Origin of the sequence: Enterococcus cecorum DSM 20682 = ATCC 43198 (assembly GCF_000407565.1) — a bacterium.
Taxonomy (GTDB): domain Bacteria; phylum Bacillota; class Bacilli; order Lactobacillales; family Enterococcaceae; genus Enterococcus_E; species Enterococcus_E cecorum.
The window spans coordinates 257638-276370 of record NZ_ASWI01000004.1; the positions used below are offsets into that span (position 1 = coordinate 257638).

The window sequence follows — 18733 nt, forward strand, 5'->3', positions numbered from 1 at the left end:
ACGCCTAAAAAATAATGGTTCTGATATTGAAATATAGCAAATCACCATAGTTTTTAGCGCTTACTTATGTTATACTTATTAAGCATATCTAAGTTAGGAGTTGAAGTGATGGATACTACACTAGTGATTATGGCTGCAGGGATTGGCAGTCGTTTTGGCGGGGGTATCAAACAACTAGAAACCGTCGATGAAAATAAACATATTATAATGGATTACAGTATTCATGATGCGATTAAAGCAGGTTTTACTAAAATTGTCTTTATCATCAGAAAAGAAATTGCCAAAGAATTTAAAGAAGTTATCGGGGATCGCATTGAAAAAATCTGTGCTAAGCATCAAGTGAAAGTGGCTTATGCTTATCAAGAATTAGTGGATATCCCAGGAAAATTACCTGAAGGACGTAAGAAACCATGGGGAACTGGCCAAGCTGTATTAGCTGCAAAAGAACACTTGACTGAGCCATTTGTGGTCATCAACGCCGATGATTACTATGGTCAAGAAATTTATCAACAATTGCACGATTACTTAGTCCAAGAAAACCCAACTTATTGCATGGCAGGCTTTATCTTGAAAAATACCTTATCAGACAATGGTGGCGTAACTCGTGGTATTTGTCATATGAAAGACGGCTACTTAAGCGATGTCGTAGAAACGAAAAATATCGTCAAAACAGCAGACGGTGCCGAATCAAACGGTCGCGCGCTAGATGTAGAATCTTTGGTATCAATGAATATGTGGGGCTTAACACCTGACTTCATCCCAGTATTAGAAAAGGGATTTGAAGCATTCTTTGAAAAGGAAGTGCCCCAAGATCCAATGGGTAGCGAATACCTATTACCAATCTTGGTGGGAGAATTATTAGCCAAAGATGAAATTCAAGTCAAAGTCATCAAGAGTGAAGACACCTGGTATGGCATGACTTACCGCGAAGATGTTGAACCAGTGAAAGCTAGTTTTGCCCAGTTAATCGCAGAAGGTGTCTATCATCCAGACCTTTATGATAATTTAAATCAATAATCATGCGGAACCTCTCAAAAAATTTGGGAGGTTTTTTCGCACTTTTGAGGACTTTTTGCGTATGTAATAATTAGCGTAGGATTGCCAACTACGAGAATGGGAGAAATTGACATACGTGTTAATACGTGATGATTTTTATATGCAAGGAGTCTTCTTAATATGCCGCTTACGGGAAATGAAATGTTGAAATTGCTGAAAAAGAATGGCTGGATTGAACGAAGAACAGAAGACTCACATCATCATTTATACAAAGATGGTGTGCGGATTACGGTGCCGGTTCATGGCAATCAAGATTTAGGAAAAGGACTAGAACAAAGAATTTTAAAAGATGCTTTAGCTAGTGCTGATGTGTTTATCGGTGTGTCCGGTCCTAATGTATTAAGACAGCATTGGATATTCAATATGGCCAAAAGAACGATAATTTTTGCGATGGCCAATCCTACTCCAGAGATTTTCCCAGATGAGGCTATAGAAGTAGGTGCATATATCGTAGGTACTGGTCGAAGTGATTTCCCAAATCAAATTAATAATGTCTTAGCTTTTCCAGGAATTTTTAGAGGCGCACTTGATGCACAGGCTTGTCGAATCACGATTGAGATGCAATTAGCCGCTGCCAAAGCACTAGCCAATTTGATTCCAGAAAAAGAACTCACACCGACGAATATCATCCCTGATGTCTTTGATTCTCGAGTAACGACTGTCGTAGCAGAAAGTGTCAAACAAGTGGTAGTTGAAAGATATTATATCTAACTAGTAGATATTTTTGTTACGAATGATTCAATCATGCTGCTGAGTGAATTTTTTTCGATATTCTCCCCCTTGCCCTACCTAGTTTGCCAGAGACTAGGTAGGGTTTTTCTTGTGTTTGAGTGATTGTTGTAGTATCATAATCATATAAAATGAAATAAATTGTGAAAACTATGATATAAAATTAAATCAAAGTAAAGCAAAAAGGAAGAGACATATGAAAAAATTATCTCGTGAACTATTGGCAGAAAAAATCTTAAAACGTCGCAAAGATTTTGGCTTGACCCAAGCCCAAGTATCAGAACAAACAGGGATTAACCGTTTGATGATTGGACGTATCGAAAATCAAGAATATACCCCATCCATTGAGCAACTAGAGAGCCTCTCTGAAGTGTTGCATTTTGATCCAACAGAGCTATTCATCACGCAAGGAGAAAACAAACTAGCCAAACTTGCGACTAAAAAGCAATATAAAATCGCAGTAGCCGGTACAGGATATGTAGGATTATCCATTGCGACTCTTTTGGCACAACATCATAAAGTCGTGGCTGTCGATATTGTCCCAGCGAAAGTAGATTTAATTAATCAACGAAAATCTCCTATTCAAGATGACTATATCGAAAAATATCTCGCCGAAAAAGAATTAAACTTGATGGCAACCCTTGATGGCAAATCCGCCTATCAAGAGGCTGATTTTGTGGTAATTGCGGCACCAACCAACTATGACCCACAAAAGAATTATTTCGACACCTCGGCAGTAGAGTCGGTCATTGAAGAGGTCTTAGCGGTAAATCCAGATACTACAATGATTATCAAATCGACGATCCCAGTAGGTTATACACAAAGCGTCCGCGCCAAATATCAGACAGCAAATCTATTATTCAGTCCAGAATTTTTACGCGAATCAAAAGCATTATATGATAATTTATATCCATCTAGAATTATTGTCGGATGCGATGAAAATAGTCGCAATCAAGCTGAAATCTTTGCGGCCCTCTTACAACAAGGAGCCATCAAACAAGCTATTCCGACGCTATTTATGGGCTTTACCGAAGCAGAAGCAGTAAAATTATTTGCGAATACTTACCTTGCTTTACGCGTCTCTTATTTCAACGAATTAGATACTTATGCCGAATCAAAAGGACTCAATACCCAACAAATTATTGAAGGCGTCTGTCTAGATCCACGTATCGGTACGCATTACAATAATCCAAGCTTTGGATATGGGGGATATTGCTTACCTAAAGATACTAAGCAGCTATTGGCTAACTTCCAAGATATCCCACAAAATATGATGACAGCTATTGTCGAAAGTAACCGCACTAGAAAAGACTTTATTGCGGAACGGGTGCTTGAAATTGCTGGTGCGTATCAATCTAATAGTTCTTGGGATCCAAATAAAGAAAAAGAAGTCGTTATTGGTGTTTATCGCTTAACGATGAAGAGTAATTCCGATAATTTTAGACAAAGTTCGATACAAGGTGTTATGAAACGAATTAAGGCAAAAGGAGCAAAAGTTATCATTTTTGAGCCAACTTTAAACGATGGAGAAACTTTCTTTGGTAGTAAAGTAGTGAATAATCTTGATAAATTTAAGAAACAGTCACATGCTATCATTGCTAATCGATTTGACAACAGTTTAGAAGATGTAATGGATAAAATATATACAAGAGATATCTTCAGAAGGGATTAAGAGATAGATTATGGAAAGAATAGATTTAACAAATAAGAAAATACTGATTACTGGTGGTGCAGGATTTATTGGTTCGAATTTAATCTTAGCGCTGTTAAAAAAAGTTGAGGGTGTTCAAATAATTTCAATTGATAATATGAATGAATATTATGATCTTTCACTAAAAAAATGGCGTGTTGAGCAAATTCAATCAGAACTATCAAATCATGTCGATAAATCAGTAGAGATGATAGAAGGAGATATTTCTGATAGAAAGTTAATAGATGATATCTTTAACGAATTTCAGCCTCAAATTGTTGTAAATTTAGCTGCACAAGCGGGAGTAAGATATTCTATTAGCAATCCTGATGCTTATATTCAGAGTAATTTGATTGGCTTTTATAATATTTTGGAAGCGTGTCGCCATTCTTATGATGGAGAGAAGGACGGAGTAGAACATTTAGTATATGCTTCTTCTTCTTCAGTATATGGAAGTAATAAAAAGGTCCCTTATTCTACAGATGATAAAGTGGATAATCCAGTATCGTTATATGCTGCAACAAAAAAATCAAATGAATTGATGGCACATTCTTATAGTAAACTATACAATATTCCATCTACTGGATTAAGATTTTTTACAGTTTATGGTCCCGCAGGTAGACCAGATATGGCATACTTTGGATTTACAAATAAATTAATTAATGGAGAAACGATACAAATCTTTAACTATGGTAATTGCAAACGTGATTTTACTTATGTAGATGATATTGTGGAAGGTGTTATTCGAGTAATGCAAGGAGCTCCTGAAAAGAAAATGGGAGAAGATGGCTTACCAGTTCCGCCATATGCTGTTTATAATATTGGTAATAGTCAGCCTGAAAATTTGTTGGATTTTGTTAATATACTGCAAGAAGAATTGGTTAGAGCCAAAGTATTACCCAAAGACTATGATTTTGAGACGCATAAAAAGTTAGTTCCAATGCAACCAGGTGATGTGCCTGTGACATACGCTGATACTTCAGCTTTAGAGAAAGATTTTGATTTCAAACCAAATACTAGCTTGAGAGCCGGACTTAGAAAATTTGCGGAATGGTATAAAGAGTTTTATAAATAGAAAAGTTTTTTTGTTTGGGGCTGTTAAGGTAGAATAGATAAAGTGAATGTATATCTATCAGTATACTATATCAAATCATTGTATGATGACTCATCAAGAAAACCAAGATTAATAAAAAACGAAATGATTATTGTTATTACTTTGCATATGACTAAAATGTAAAATTGTTATACATCGTTATACAACAATTATATAAACAATTTATTTTGATTACAGCTAGTTGGGAAAATGAAGGGAATCGAAAGTATGGAGTAATCACTAAAACTATAGTTGAAACATGTGCGAATTCATTCAAACTAATACCTAAAAATTGCTAAAAGTAGTTACAATATTTAGAGGATGATTCTATCTATTTGAAATGGGGATAGAATCATTCTTTTGTATTATTCAATATTAATTGAAGATATTGATGTGTGCTAATTCGATTAGAATACACTCTGTATTGATTTTAATAAAATGTATTGTAGTAGGAGTTGCCACATCAGTCCCTAATATAAAATGATTCTTAAAATAATCCGCATATTCAGCATTGATTTGATTAATAATCAAGTTGATTATTCGGATTTTCTTAATTTTTTATTAATTGTTCAATTTGTCATAAGATTTTCGTCCTTGATCTACCTTTCAAAATGTGTTTGGGAAGTTCGCTCTTTTTTTGTATAAAAATTCTCCCCCAATATATTTTGGGGAGATTCTTATATAATGATTTAGGATTGCTCTTCATAGAGATGTGTCAAGAAGTTAACATATTGTAATAAAAATGTAACATTATATTTTGTACGTTTAAGCTTTAATAAAGCTTAGTTTATCTTAAAACAAAATAGATGAATAGTTATTTTATGAAAATTATTGTAAACAAAATCTTGATATGTCAACATGTAAATGGTAATCTATTGATATGGTCAAATTTATGAAGAGGGAACTTAGAATTTGTAAAAAACATAGAAGAATGTTTACAATTTAGGGGTGTATAAAGTGTTTTATTTGTCTAGAAAAAGAAAAATTGCAATATTAGTGATATTAGATTCGATTTTAGTTGGGATATCTGCTGTAGGAAGTTTGCTTTTTCTGCAGCCTTTTTCTGTATTTTTTGAAAAAGAATACCTTATGCTAACGATCACTTCAGTTATACTTTATCTTATATTTGGAAGTATATTTAAAGTATTCACTAGAATTAATCGATATACGAATCTCAGAGAGATAAACGCAATTACGGCAGCAACCTTTTGTACAACGTTGATTGAATATATATCAAGTCTCTTTATACCATTATTTGAACATAGAAGACTGTTGGCTTTTCAATTTATTTTGATGACTTTTTTAATTGTAGCAACTCGTCTGGTGTGGCGCCTGATTGTTGAATTAAGACAAAGAAACAAGACAAGATATACTCATAACATCCTTATTATGGGTGCGGGTGAAGGCGGTAGAGTCTTAATAAATAGTCTGCTATCAACGAAAAATACTGAAAAAGTAAAAATTTCAGGAATAATTGATGATGATGTGAATAAAGTCGGTACATATTTAAATGGTATTAAGGTTTTGGGGACAACTTCTGACCTTAATAAATTAATAAAAGAAAACGAGGTTGATATGCTTACTGTTGCAATCCCCTCAATTTCAAAACATAGATTGAATGAATTGTTTGATTTGTCTCAATCTCTAGGGATTAAACTGAATATCATGCCTTCAATGGAAGAGATAGCTGAAGGTAAAGTAAATTTCTCTAAGTTAAAGGATATAGATGTAGTAGATTTGCTTGGTCGAGAAGAAGTAAAATTGGATATTGAACAAATCAAAGAGAAAATTACGAACAAAGTAATATTGGTAACAGGTGCGGGTGGATCAATAGGTTCCGAAATTTGTCGACAAGTAATGCGTTTTAATCCAAAAAAATTGCTCTTATTAGGGCATGGGGAAAACTCCATCTATTTAATTAATAGAGAATTGCAGAATAAATATAGAAATAAAGAAACGGAGATTATTCCAATTATTGCTGATGTGCAAGATCGTCCTAGAATTGATATGATTATGGAAATGTATCACCCTGATATTGTCTATCATGCAGCTGCACATAAGCATGTTCCACTAATGGAGTATAATCCTGTTGAAGCGGTAAAAAATAATGTAATTGGTACAAGAAATGTAGCTGAGTCAGCTAAACTGCATGAAGTTGGAAGTTTTGTAATGGTTTCGACAGATAAAGCAAATAATCCACCAAATGTTATGGGCTCAACCAAGCGAATTGCTGAAATGATTGTAACTGGTCTAAATGAAGAAGGTCATACAAAATTTTCTGCGGTTCGTTTTGGGAATGTGCTTGGTTCAAGAGGAAGTGTTATTCCGGTCTTTAAAGAGCAAATTGCTAAAGGCGGGCCAGTAACAGTTACGGATTTTCGAATGACAAGATATTTTATGACTATACCAGAAGCAAGTAGATTGGTAATTCAGTCAGGTGCATTGGCTAAAGGTGGAGAAATATTTATCCTCGATATGGGTGAACCAGTAAAAATTCTTGATTTAGCAAAACAAATGATTAAGATGAGTGGTTCTTCTGAGGATGAAATTCAAATTATTGAGTCTGGAATTCGACCTGGTGAAAAGTTATATGAAGAATTACTTTTGGATAAAGAGCGCAATGATCAGCAAGTATTTGATAAAATATTTGTTGGAAATATAAATGGATTTAGTTTAGAACAAGTTGATGAATTTGTAAAAACTTTAGATTTTAGTCAACCAAATGTGGTAGGAAAAAAAGTTGTTGAGTTTGCAAATGCCTCAAATAAATAATAGTGAAAGAAGTTAAATAGAATGAATTTTAAACCCTTTGAACAGAAAGTATGGCTATCATCACCAACCATGCATGGTGATGAATTAAAATATATTACAGAAGCATATGAAACTAATTGGATGTCAACAGTTGGGAAGAATATAGATGAAGTTGAACGTATGATAAGTGAGAAAATAGGGGTAAAACATGCTGTAGCGTTATCCTCCGGAACATCAGCCTTACATTTGTCTATTAAACTTGCAGGTGTTAAACCGGGAGACAAGGTATTTTGTTCTGATGTGACTTTTAGTGCAACTGTTAATCCTGTAGTATATGAAGGTGGTATTCCGATATTTATTGATAGTGAGTACGATACTTGGAATATGGATCCAATAGCATTGGAAAAAGCTTTTGAGCTATATCCAGATGTAAAGGTAGTTGTATTGGTGCATCTTTATGGTACACCAGCCAAAGTGGATGAAATAAAAGCAATATGTAAGAAACATGATGCAATTCTAGTAGAAGATGCCGCAGAATCATTGGGAGCTACATATAAAGGAAAGCAAACAGGACAATTTGGCGCCTTTAATGCTATTTCTTTTAATGGAAATAAGATTATCACTGGATCCTCAGGCGGAATGTTCTTGACTGATGATTTACATGCTGCAAATAAAGTAAGAAAATGGTCAACACAAGCCAGAGAAGCAGCACCATGGTATCAACATGAAGAAGTTGGCTATAATTATCGAATGAGTAATGTAATTGCTGGAGTAGTCCGAGGTCAAATCCCTTATTTAGAAGAACATATTGCACAAAAAAGAGCAATTTATGAAAGATATAAGGAAGGCTTTAAGGATTTGCCTGTCAAGATGAATCCATTTGATGAAAAAAATAGTGTTCCAAATTATTGGCTGTCTTGTTTAATCATTAATGAAGATGCTATGTGTAAACAAGTTCGTTCAGATAATGATGCACTTTATATTTCTGAAAAAGGAAAATCATGTCCAACCGAAATATTGGAAAAATTAGCAAACAATAATGCAGAAGGCCGCCCAATCTGGAAACCGATGCATATGCAACCGATTTTTAGAAATAATCCATTTGTAACAGTAAACGGTTATGATAGAGCGGTAACCAATGCTTATATTGACAGTAAAGATGTCAATGTTGGAAAAGATATATTTAATCGAGGCTTATGTTTGCCAAGTGATAATAAGATGTCAATTGAAGAACAGAGTATAATTATAGAGTTAATCAAGAGTTGCTTTAGTTGAGTAGGGTAAATTATGAAAAAATTAAAATTATATCAAAACTATGGAAAAAGGATACAAGATATAATATTATCTTTATTTGCGTTAATTATTCTTTTTCCAATATTAGTTGTTTTATATGTATTAATTCGTTTTAAACTTGGAACTCCTGTATTTTTCACACAAGAAAGACCTGGAAAGAATGGTAAAATATTTAAGTTATACAAATTTAGAACTATGACAGATGAAAAAAATGAGAACGGTGATTTATTACCAGATGAACAAAGATTAACATCTTTTGGAAAAGGATTACGTTCCACAAGTTTGGACGAACTTCCTGAATTAATAAACATATTAAAAGGTGATATGTCAATTGTTGGTCCAAGACCATTGTTGGTAAAATATTTGCCTTTATATAATGAAAAACAAGCGAGAAGACATGAAGTAAGACCGGGGTTTACCGGTTACGCACAAGTTAATGGTAGAAATTCTATTTCTTGGGAAGAAAAATTCGATTTAGATGTATATTATGTGGACCATATTACATTTATTGGTGATTGGAAAATAATATTAAAAACTGTAAAAACAGTTATCTTTCGAGAAGGGATTTCTTCAAAAACTTCAAGTACGATGGAAGAATTTAGAGGAGAAAAGTAATAATTGTTGTTATGAATAGATTAATTATTATTGGTGCAGGAGGACATGGAAAAGTTATTGCCGATGTAGCAATAAAATGTGGTTACAGAAATATAAAATTTTTAGATGACAATATTGTTGGAAATTGTTTTGGATTTCCTATTATAGGTAAAATTAAAGATTTAGAGAATTATAACGATGGTTCAACCAATTTTATTATTGCAATAGGTAATAATAAAATTAGAAAAACAATTGCTCAAAAATATAAGATTGATTGGTGTAATTTAGTTCATCCTACAGCAGTTATATCAACAAATGTTCAACTTGGTGTAGGTACAGTCATTATGGCTAATGCTGTAGTAAATGCAGATGCTAAAATTGGTAATCACTGTATAATTAATTCTAGTGCGGTTGTTGAACATGATAATACAATAGGGGATTTCGTGCATATATCCCCCAATGTATCTATTGCAGGAAACGTTAAAATTGGAGAGTTAACCCATATTGGAATAGGTGCAACTTTGAAAAATAATATAATAATTGAAAAAAATATTATTATTGGTGCAGGAGCAGTAGTTACAAAAAATATATTGTCTGAAGGGAGATATGTAGGGATACCTGCAAAGAAATTATAAAAAGGGTGTAGTTTATGAGGGAATATTTCAAAGAGATAGACAGAACTATTTTTAGAAAGATTTTTGGAATGTTATAGATTAATATAAATATAATGAGTTAAATTTATAGATTGAAATTTTAAAAGGTGAGGTTTGAGTTATTTAAATGAAAAAACGAATATTGATTGTAGCAACAATTGATCGACATATTGAAAAATTTCATCTGCCATATATTAAAGAATTTAAAAAAATGGGTTATGAGGTTCATGTTGCAACGAATGGATACAAAGAATTAGAAAATGTTGATAAAAAAATTACTATTCCAATTCAAAGAACCCCTTTTTCTATAAAAAATATATTTTCAATATTTGAATTAAGAAGAATTATAAAAAAAAATAATTATGAAATTATTCATTGCCATACGCCCATGGGATCAGTGATTACGAGATTGGCTGCAAAATATATAAAAAAAGGAAGTAGTCCTTTTGTTGTTTATACTGCTCATGGGTTTCATTTTTTTAAAGGTGCGTCAAAAGTAAATTGGTTAATATATTATAATATCGAAAAAGTACTTTCGAAATATACAGATTTAATTCTTACAATTAATAATGAAGATTACAGATTAGCTAAGGAAAAATTTTATTGCAATATCGAATACGTTCCTGGTGTTGGAATAGATTTGAGTAAATTCATTCCAAAAACAGAGTCATTATACGTTTCAAATAGGAAAAAGATAGGCATTTCAAATAGCAGTTTTGTAATTACTTATGTTGCGGAACTATCTAATAGAAAAAATCAAGAGGTATTGATTAGTGCCATGTCTAGGTTATGTGAAAAATATGATAATCTTAAATTATATTTGATTGGTGATGGGCCGAATGTCGAAGAATATAAAAAATTAGTTAAACAATTAAATTTAGAAGATAATGTTATATTTTCTGGATATCAATCTGATGTTACTAAATATTTATATGCATCAGATATGCTTGTTTCATCATCAAAACAGGAAGGATTACCAGTAAATATTTTAGAAGGAATGTCTATTGGATTACCCATCGTAGTTTCTAATTGTCGTGGAAATATTGATTTGATAAAAAACGGCTATAATGGTTTAATTGTAGAAAATGATTCTATGAGCTTCGAGCAAGCAATTGAAAAAATATTTTTAGATAAAAATTTAAGAGATAAACTAGGTGAAAAAAATTTATTAGAGATAAAAAAATTTAGTTTACAAGATGTTGTCAATCAAACAATGGAGAAAATATTTACAACTAAAGAAGGTAGAGACAATTAATGGTTAAACGAGTTTTACATATTATCAACGGGATGGGAACCGGTGGAGCAGAAAAAAATATAATGAATTGGTATAGAAATATTGATACATCTAAAATACAATTTGATTTTTTGGTTAGATCAAATCAGGATTTCTATAAAGAAGAAATACAATCTTTAGGTGGAAAATATTTTAAAGTTTCTCCTTTTCCAAAGAAAATACTAAAAAATATTTCTCAAACTTATTTAATTTTGAAAAAAGAGGGTTATGAATGTATTCATGTTCATGGTAATGCATTAATTTACATTTTCCCACTTTTAATTGCTAGATTATTAAATTATAAGAAAATAATATTTCATTGTCATAGCACTAGAGCAAATGGATTTATTGCAAGTATGATTCACAAAATAAATAAAAAATTTGTAAATCGTCTTGTTACACATCAACTAGCATGTTCAAAAGAGGCTTTACATTTTTGCTTTGGAAATATTGATAATGGAATTATTATCAACAATGCGATGGATTTAAAAAGATTTCAGAAAGGAGATGTCGATTATTTATATAATGAATTAAATCTTGACAAAGAGTACGCTATTTTTGGACATATAGGTAGATTTTTGCCTGTTAAAAATCAAAAATTTATAGTTGATGTATTTGAAAAAATTCTAATTAAGAGAAAAAAGTCTTATTTATTATTAATTGGTTCAGGCCCACAAAAAAGTGAAATTATTGAATATGTGAATGAGAAAAATCTAAGCGATTATATTTTATTTTTAGGGGAAAGAAATGATATAGAAGCTTTACTTCAAATTATAGACGTTATTATTTTTCCTTCTATATATGAGGGGATTCCATTGGTTGTAGTTGAATCTCAAGCTAGTTTAACAAAAGTTGTTTACTCTGATACGATAAATCCAGAGGTCGGCTTAACACCATATGCTATTTCTGAATCTCTTAAATCTGGACCGAGTGATTGGGCAGAACTAGTGTTAAACTTTATGGAAAAAGATATTAAATGTAATATCGAAAAAATATTTAATGATAATGGATATACAATTGACAGTATTGTAGAAAAACTTTATTTAATATATGAGGTATGATGATGAATAAAATAGCTGTATTTATTCCTTCTTTAGAATATGGTGGTGCTGAAAGGGTAACTTCATACATTGTTAATCATTTATGCAATAAATATGAAGTTGTATTATTTACTTCAAAATCAGCGACTGAAAAAGAGTATCCAATTAATGAAAAGATTCAACGTTATGTTTTAAATAGTAGAATTGAATTAAAGAATAAGCTAATTGAATTTGAACCAGACATATGTATTATAATGTTTGCTCCTATGGGAATAAAACTTGTGCCGACATTACGAAAATTGAGAATTCCATTTATTATTTCGGAGAGAAATGATCCTCAACATTTCGCTGGTAAAAAAATTACGAAATATTTGTATCAATATTATATGAAATATGCTGATGGAGTAGTTTTTCAAACACATGATGTAGTAAATTACTATAAGCCAAAATTAAAGAATGTTTTTTGTAAAGTTATATACAATCCAATAGATTTTACAAATTTTCCTCATAAAAATAAAAGCAGAGAAAAAAAGATTGTTAATGTTGGGAGACTACATCCCCAAAAAAATCAAAAGCTTTTAATCGAAGCGTTTTCGAGAATATCTAAGAAATACCCTGATTATACATTAGAAATATATGGTGAGGGTGAATTAAGAAATTTCTTACAAACTCAAATTAATGATTTAGGGATGAATGATAAGATTTTTCTAAAAGGTAGTACAAAAAATGTCTTAAAATATGTAAATAATTGTGAAATTTTTGTTCTAAGTTCTGATTTTGAGGGACTTCCTAATTCCTTACTCGAAGCAATGGCGCTAGGTATGCCTGTAATATCAACTGATTGTCCTTGTGGTGGACCAAAGGAAATGATAAAGACAGGAGTTAACGGAATTTTAGTTCCTGTTAAAAATATAGATGAATTATCTTCGAATATGGAATTGTTGATTTCTAATAAAAAAATTAGAGAAGACCTTTCTGTAAACGCTGAAAAAATAAGATATATTTTGGATTCTGACAAAATCATGCAACAATGGGAGAACTTTTGTATAGAAGTTTTAAGAAGGAGAAATGAATGATCTATATATTATGGTTAACATTGGTATTACTAGCATTTTTGATTTATTATTCGAATAAAAATCTCTTATCAATATCTTTTGTTTCAACTGTCTCGTTACTAATTTCTTCAACTATATATGGTTTGCTATACAATGAAATTGGTTATGATATTTCCTTCAAAACATATTTAGTAATTGTTTTCTCTGTCATCGTATTGTTTATGGGAGAGAAGTTTATAGATTTGGTTTTATTGAATTATAGTAATCATAAATCAAGTAGTATAAGCAGTTTGAATACTAACCGCTACTATTATTATGCAACTAAAAGGAAAATGGTAATAGTATTTATAGGTATGATTAGCATCTTTATTTTGAGATTTTATGATTTATATCAATTTTCGCTTACTTTAGGTAATAGTAATGGCTTAATGGGAACTTTGAGCTCTGTTCGACTGTCATATGCAACAGGTGAGTACGCACCGTCATCAATTATCATGAAGTTTGCAATTATAGTAACATTGTGTTGTGAATTTTATGCATATACATACATGTATTATTTCTTATATAACCTTATTAAGTGGAATATAAAGTTATACAGACTTTTGTTGCCATTGGTTGGTTATTTGATAATATTAATCAGTACAACGGGAAGAAGCCAATATATCTTTGTTGTGTGTATATTTATTACTATGATTATTAGTATATATTATAATAAGGATTCTACTAGCTTTAAATATAACAAAATTCTTTTTAGTAGGGTATCAAAAATCTCACTATTTTCAATAATTTTTTTAATGTTGTATGCAATGATATCAAGAAAATCTTCTGGTGATTCATCAAATACATTATATCAGATTCTGACAAGTTATTTTTCTGCTCCGATTTATGGACTGGATATTTCAATGGATAAATTTTTTTATGGTATAAAAGGTTCTGATTTAACTTTTGGCTATTATACGTTACAAAAAATACATTCGTTTCTGAATCAATTTGGCTTTAATTATCCAACTCCTGTATTTCATAACTTACCATTTTTCAATTATAGAAATGGGGGGAGTAATATATATACTGCTTTATTGTTTCCTATTCTTGATTATGGAATAATGGGGATGTTAATTTCAAGATTTTTCATTGGATCTGTATATTCGATTTTTAAACATCTATTTTTCCATTCTATTCGTAATGATGAAAACAATATTTCTTTGATAATATTTTTTGGAATATTCATCTATTGTTCAGTATATACTTATATTGCTGATAGATATTATGAGTATTTTTTAGACATAAATACATTAATCAAATATACTATTTTTTCATATTTGATGATACAATTTTATAATTTTAAATCTACAAAAATACTTTTAAAATAGTATAGAGAGGACAAATTAATTGAAAAAAAATTATTGTTTTTTAGTTGCAGATAAGGATATATATTTTTATCAATATGAAAAAAATATATTTTGTCCGATAAAAAAAGGATTATTTAATAGAATAGTTTTTTTAATACTTAAGAAGCTAAATTTGCCATTTCCTAAGTTTATATTATATGAAAATATTTTTAACTATGATAGAATAATCGTAACAGATAGTGTAGCGAATATTAGCTTGATAAAAACACTAAAAAAATACTATAAGAATACTGATATTTTTTTATATTACATGAATGTTATTACTGAAAATAATAAATATTTGATGGAATTATTTCAGAACAATAATATATATACTTTTGATGAAAATGATTCATGGGCACATGAGATTAAATTTAGACATACACCTTACTCGAGTAATTTGCCATTTAAAGAGGGTAACCGTAAATATGATACAGTATTTTTAGGTAGAGCAAAGAACCGTATCGATGAAATAAATAGGATAATTCGAGCTTTTGATGAAAGAAAAATAAAATTGAAGATGTTAGTATTGGGAGCAAAAAATTTAGAATATAGTATTGATACGTATATATCCTATGAAGAGTACTTAGAGTATATTTCTAATAGTATAACTATACTTGAAATTATTGAAGTAGGACAAAGTGGATGTACTCTAAGATTTATGGAGTCATTATTTTTAAAAAAAAAATTAATAACCAATAATAAAGATATTGTCAATGACTTGTATTATAATAATCAAAATGTTTTTATTTTAGGGGTTGATTCACTCGATAATTTAGTAAATTTTATTAATTCTCCGTATGAAGATGAATTTTCTATTCAAGATTTAGATTTTCAAAATTGGATAAGTAATTTTGAAGGGGATACAAGTGTATGAATTTTTTTAGAATTATACTAAATAAGTACTGTGGACTATCGCTACCTACAAAATCAGCAATTTGGTTTACTATTTGTAATCTATTATTAAAAGGCATAAGCTTTATATCTGTTCCACTATTCACTAGACTACTTTCAGCTTCAGAATATGGTCAAGTATCATTATTTTTATCTTACGGCCAAATTATATTGATATTTGCAACATGGGAAATTCATTTGGGTGCCTACCAAAAAGGGATATTTAATTACAAAGAGGATTTAAAATTCTTTACTTCATCCACTCAATTACTCATTAATATTTTAACAATTATTTTTATGAGCATATTATTTCTGTTTCATAATATTGTTTTCAAAATCACTGACATGAATTATGGAATTTTGATTTTTCTATTTCTCAATTTGCTGACTATTCCATCTTATAATAGTTGGTTAATATTAAAACGTACTAGATATGAATATCAAAAGTCAGTTGTTGCGACAATATTATATAGTTTGATTTCTGTTTTTGCTCCTCTATTGGGGATAGTTTTCATAGAAAGAAGTGCAAATATATACTATATTTCACTGTTATTTTCTACATTTATTTTCTGCCTGTTTTTTTATGTTCAAAATATAAATTATTATCCATTATTTAAAAAAATAAAAAAAACACTATCTCAATGGAATTTTCTAATTAAATTTGAGGCTCCATTGGTTGTGCATTCTCTGTCTTATTTAGTTCTAAGTCAGGCTGATAGAATAATGATTGGAAATATGGTCGGAAAACCTCAAGCTGGATATTATAGTATAGCATATAGCATAGGAAATGTGATAACCATATTTCAAACTTCATTAAATCAAACATTGATACCTTGGAGATATCAGATGTTAGAATCTAAAAATTATGAATCAATAAGAAAAGTGACAAACTATTTACTTTTTATTTTTGCTGTTCTTATTGTCTTATTTGTTTTAATATCACCAGAATTAATGCTCTTCTTATTTTCAAAAGAGTATTCAGACTCGATTTGGAGTGTTCCACCAATTTCATTAAGTGTTTATTTTATGTTTTTATATACTATATTTGTAAATATAGAGACATATTTTGAAAAAACACAGTATGTTATGTATGTTTCAGTTTTTTGTGCTATGGTAAATATTTTATTAAATTATTTTGCTATTCCTGTTTTTGGTTATATTGCATGTGGGTACACTACTGTAATTTCATACATACTATTTTCAATTGGTCATTATGTATTTATGAATTTAATTATCAAGAAAAAATTGGGAAATGTGAAGGTATTCGATGTAAATATAATTATTTTTATTAGTTTATTTTTGGTTATTTCTGTACTTATAGTTACGTTTCTGTATAAGTATATAACTATTAGGTATATATTATTATTTACATTATTAATTTTGGGTGTTTTGAACAGAGATAAAGTATTTAACGTTATCAAAATTGTTAGAAATTAGTTGGGAGAATTATATGAATATTCCATTAAAAAAATTATATATGAAATTTTATGATTCCTTTTATAAGAAGATTAATTATATTCAATATTTAAAAAAAAAAGGAACTAAAATTGGTGAGAATTGTGAAATATATGGGTCAGCGAACTTTGGATCAGAACCTTACTTAATTGAACTTGGTAATCATGTTAGAATTAATGCTGGAGTTCAACTAATTACCCATGATGGTGGTGTGTGGGTTTTAAGAGAGAATGAGAAAATCAAGCAATCAGAATTAATCGATTTATTTGGAAAAATTACTATAGGAAATAATGTTCACATTGGTACAAATGCCATAATTATGCCTAATGTAACGATTGGAGACAATTGTATTATTGGATGTGGTTCTATTGTTACGAAAAGCATTCCAGCTAATTCTGTCGTTGTAGGAGTTCCAGGAAAGGTAATTGAGAGTATTAATGAATACTATAATAAAAATTACTATAAATTTGATTATACTAAAAAATTATCTCCTGAAGAAAAGAAAAAATATCTATTAACAAAATTTTATGATTAAATATAGCGTTTTGATTTATATAAGTTTTTTGATAAATATTTTGTATAATAGTATAATCATATGGACTGAAGTCTAAATATATTAAATGGTATTATACTATTCAATAGATTTCATTTTTACTGATTTATTTAAAATAATTTTGGCTTTTCGAGAATTTTATAAAAACATATATGAATTGAGGTTTAGGAATGAAAATCTTAGTTAGTGGTGGTACGGGATACATCGGGTCTCATACAGTAATCGAATTAATTTCGTCAGGACAAGAAGTCGTTTGTGTCGATAATTTTGCAAATAGTAAAAAAAAATCAATAACCACTATAGAAAAAATTTCAAAAAAAAATATTCCTTTTTATTGTGTAGATATTCGTAATAAAGAAAAGTTACGTGAAATATTTAGAGAGAATAATTTTGATGCATGTATTCATTTTGCAGCCTTGAAAGCTGTAGGTGAGTCTGTTTATAAGCCACTAGAGTACTACGATAATAATTTATCTGGAACATTAACTTTATTAGAAGTAATGAAGGAATTTAATTGTAAAAATTTAATTTTTAGTTCGTCTGCAACGGTTTATGGTAATCCATCTGTAATTCCAATCACTGAGAATTGTCCTAAAGGCGAAATTACAAATCCTTATGGTCAAACTAAATCTATGATTGAACAGATTCTTATGGATTTACATAAAGCTGATATAGTAAATGAATCAGATAATCCTTGGAATATTGTATTATTAAGATATTTCAATCCAATTGGTGCTCATCAATCTGGTTTAATAGGTGAAGATCCAAGTGGTGTTCCAAATAATTTAATGCCATATATTACTCAAGTTGCACTTGGTAAATTAGATTACTTAAATGTATTTGGAAATGATTATGACACACCAGATGGTACAGGTGTTAGAGATTATATACATGTAGTCGATTTGGCAAGAGGTCATGTACATGCGCTGAAAGCTATCGAAGAAAATTGTGGCTTGGAGATTTTTAACCTAGGTACAGGTAAAGGGACTTCTGTGTTAGAACTAGTTCATGCATTCGAAAAGGTAACAGGGGTTAAAGTTCCTTATAAATTTGTAGAGCGTAGACCAGGTGATATTGCCACATGCTATGCTGATGCTTCAAAAGCAAAAGAGAAACTTGGATGGGTTGCAAAATATGATATTGAAGATATGTGTCGTGATGCATGGAGATGGCAAAAAATGAATCCAAATGGTTACGAAGATAAATAAAATACTAG

At 30.2% G+C, this 18733-nt stretch carries 15 protein-coding genes and 1 pseudogene; all 16 read left to right on the forward strand.

All coding sequences use genetic code 11. The features are described from left to right. The first annotated feature begins 108 nt into the window (after positions 1-108). The 16 genes and pseudogenes from I567_RS07195 (at position 109) to galE (ending at position 18725) form a co-directional block, all read left to right on the forward strand. Entirely contained in the window at positions 109-1017 is a 909-nt protein-coding gene (locus I567_RS07195) for a nucleotidyltransferase family protein (protein WP_016251570.1), read from the forward strand. 171 nt (positions 1018-1188) lie between these two features. Continuing rightward, positions 1189-1767, forward strand: a pseudogene (locus I567_RS07200) (type II toxin-antitoxin system HicA family toxin); the annotation flags it as partial. 214 nt (positions 1768-1981) lie between these two features. Continuing rightward, positions 1982-3457 carry a nucleotide sugar dehydrogenase gene (locus tag I567_RS07205; RefSeq protein ID WP_016251572.1) on the forward strand — a complete coding sequence of 492 codons (1476 nt, stop codon included), beginning with the start codon at positions 1982-1984 and terminating at the stop codon, positions 3455-3457. 10 nt (positions 3458-3467) lie between these two features. Beyond that, the gene (locus I567_RS07210; RefSeq protein ID WP_016251573.1) at positions 3468-4550 is read left to right on the forward strand and encodes a GDP-mannose 4,6-dehydratase; all 1083 of its coding nucleotides are present in this window, start codon (positions 3468-3470) and stop codon (positions 4548-4550) included. A gap of 975 nt (positions 4551-5525) precedes the next feature. After that, entirely contained in the window at positions 5526-7340 is a 1815-nt protein-coding gene (locus I567_RS07215) for a polysaccharide biosynthesis protein (protein ID WP_016251574.1), read from the forward strand. A gap of 21 nt (positions 7341-7361) precedes the next feature. After that, positions 7362-8594 (forward strand): DegT/DnrJ/EryC1/StrS family aminotransferase, encoded by a 1233-nt coding sequence (locus I567_RS07220; RefSeq protein WP_016251575.1) that lies wholly within the window; start codon positions 7362-7364, stop codon positions 8592-8594. 12 nt (positions 8595-8606) lie between these two features. Further along, complete coding sequence (locus I567_RS07225; RefSeq protein WP_016251576.1) at positions 8607-9227, forward strand: sugar transferase; 621 nt, start codon at positions 8607-8609, stop codon at positions 9225-9227. Between the two features lie 11 nt (positions 9228-9238). Then, on the forward strand, positions 9239-9841 hold the full coding sequence (locus I567_RS07230) for an acetyltransferase (protein ID WP_016251577.1): 603 nt from the start codon (positions 9239-9241) through the stop codon (positions 9839-9841). A gap of 145 nt (positions 9842-9986) precedes the next feature. Next, on the forward strand, positions 9987-11114 hold the full coding sequence (locus I567_RS07235; protein WP_016251578.1) for a glycosyltransferase family 4 protein: 1128 nt from the start codon (positions 9987-9989) through the stop codon (positions 11112-11114). Then, on the forward strand, positions 11114-12193 hold the full coding sequence (locus tag I567_RS07240; RefSeq protein WP_016251579.1) for a glycosyltransferase: 1080 nt from the start codon (positions 11114-11116) through the stop codon (positions 12191-12193). Before I567_RS07235 ends, I567_RS07240 begins: the two co-directional genes overlap by 1 nt. Before the next feature lie 2 nt (positions 12194-12195). Further along, on the forward strand, positions 12196-13248 hold the full coding sequence (locus I567_RS07245) for a glycosyltransferase family 4 protein (RefSeq protein ID WP_016251580.1): 1053 nt from the start codon (positions 12196-12198) through the stop codon (positions 13246-13248). Further along, entirely contained in the window at positions 13245-14597 is a 1353-nt protein-coding gene (locus I567_RS07250; protein WP_016251581.1) for an O-antigen polymerase, read from the forward strand. The genes I567_RS07245 and I567_RS07250 overlap by 4 nt, the downstream gene beginning before the upstream one ends. A 19-nt stretch (positions 14598-14616) precedes the next feature. After that, positions 14617-15492 (forward strand): hypothetical protein, encoded by an 876-nt coding sequence (locus tag I567_RS07255; protein WP_016251582.1) that lies wholly within the window; start codon positions 14617-14619, stop codon positions 15490-15492. Next, positions 15489-16946, forward strand: a complete 1458-nt coding sequence (locus I567_RS07260) for an oligosaccharide flippase family protein (protein ID WP_016251583.1) — start codon at positions 15489-15491, stop codon at positions 16944-16946. Before I567_RS07255 ends, I567_RS07260 begins: the two co-directional genes overlap by 4 nt. A 13-nt stretch (positions 16947-16959) precedes the next feature. Next, positions 16960-17499, forward strand: coding sequence for an acyltransferase (locus I567_RS07265; RefSeq protein WP_016251584.1), 540 nt, complete (start codon positions 16960-16962; stop codon positions 17497-17499). Between the two features lie 188 nt (positions 17500-17687). Then, positions 17688-18725, forward strand: coding sequence for a UDP-glucose 4-epimerase GalE (gene galE, locus I567_RS07270; protein ID WP_016251585.1), 1038 nt, complete (start codon positions 17688-17690; stop codon positions 18723-18725). Positions 18726-18733: the final 8 nt, after the last annotated feature.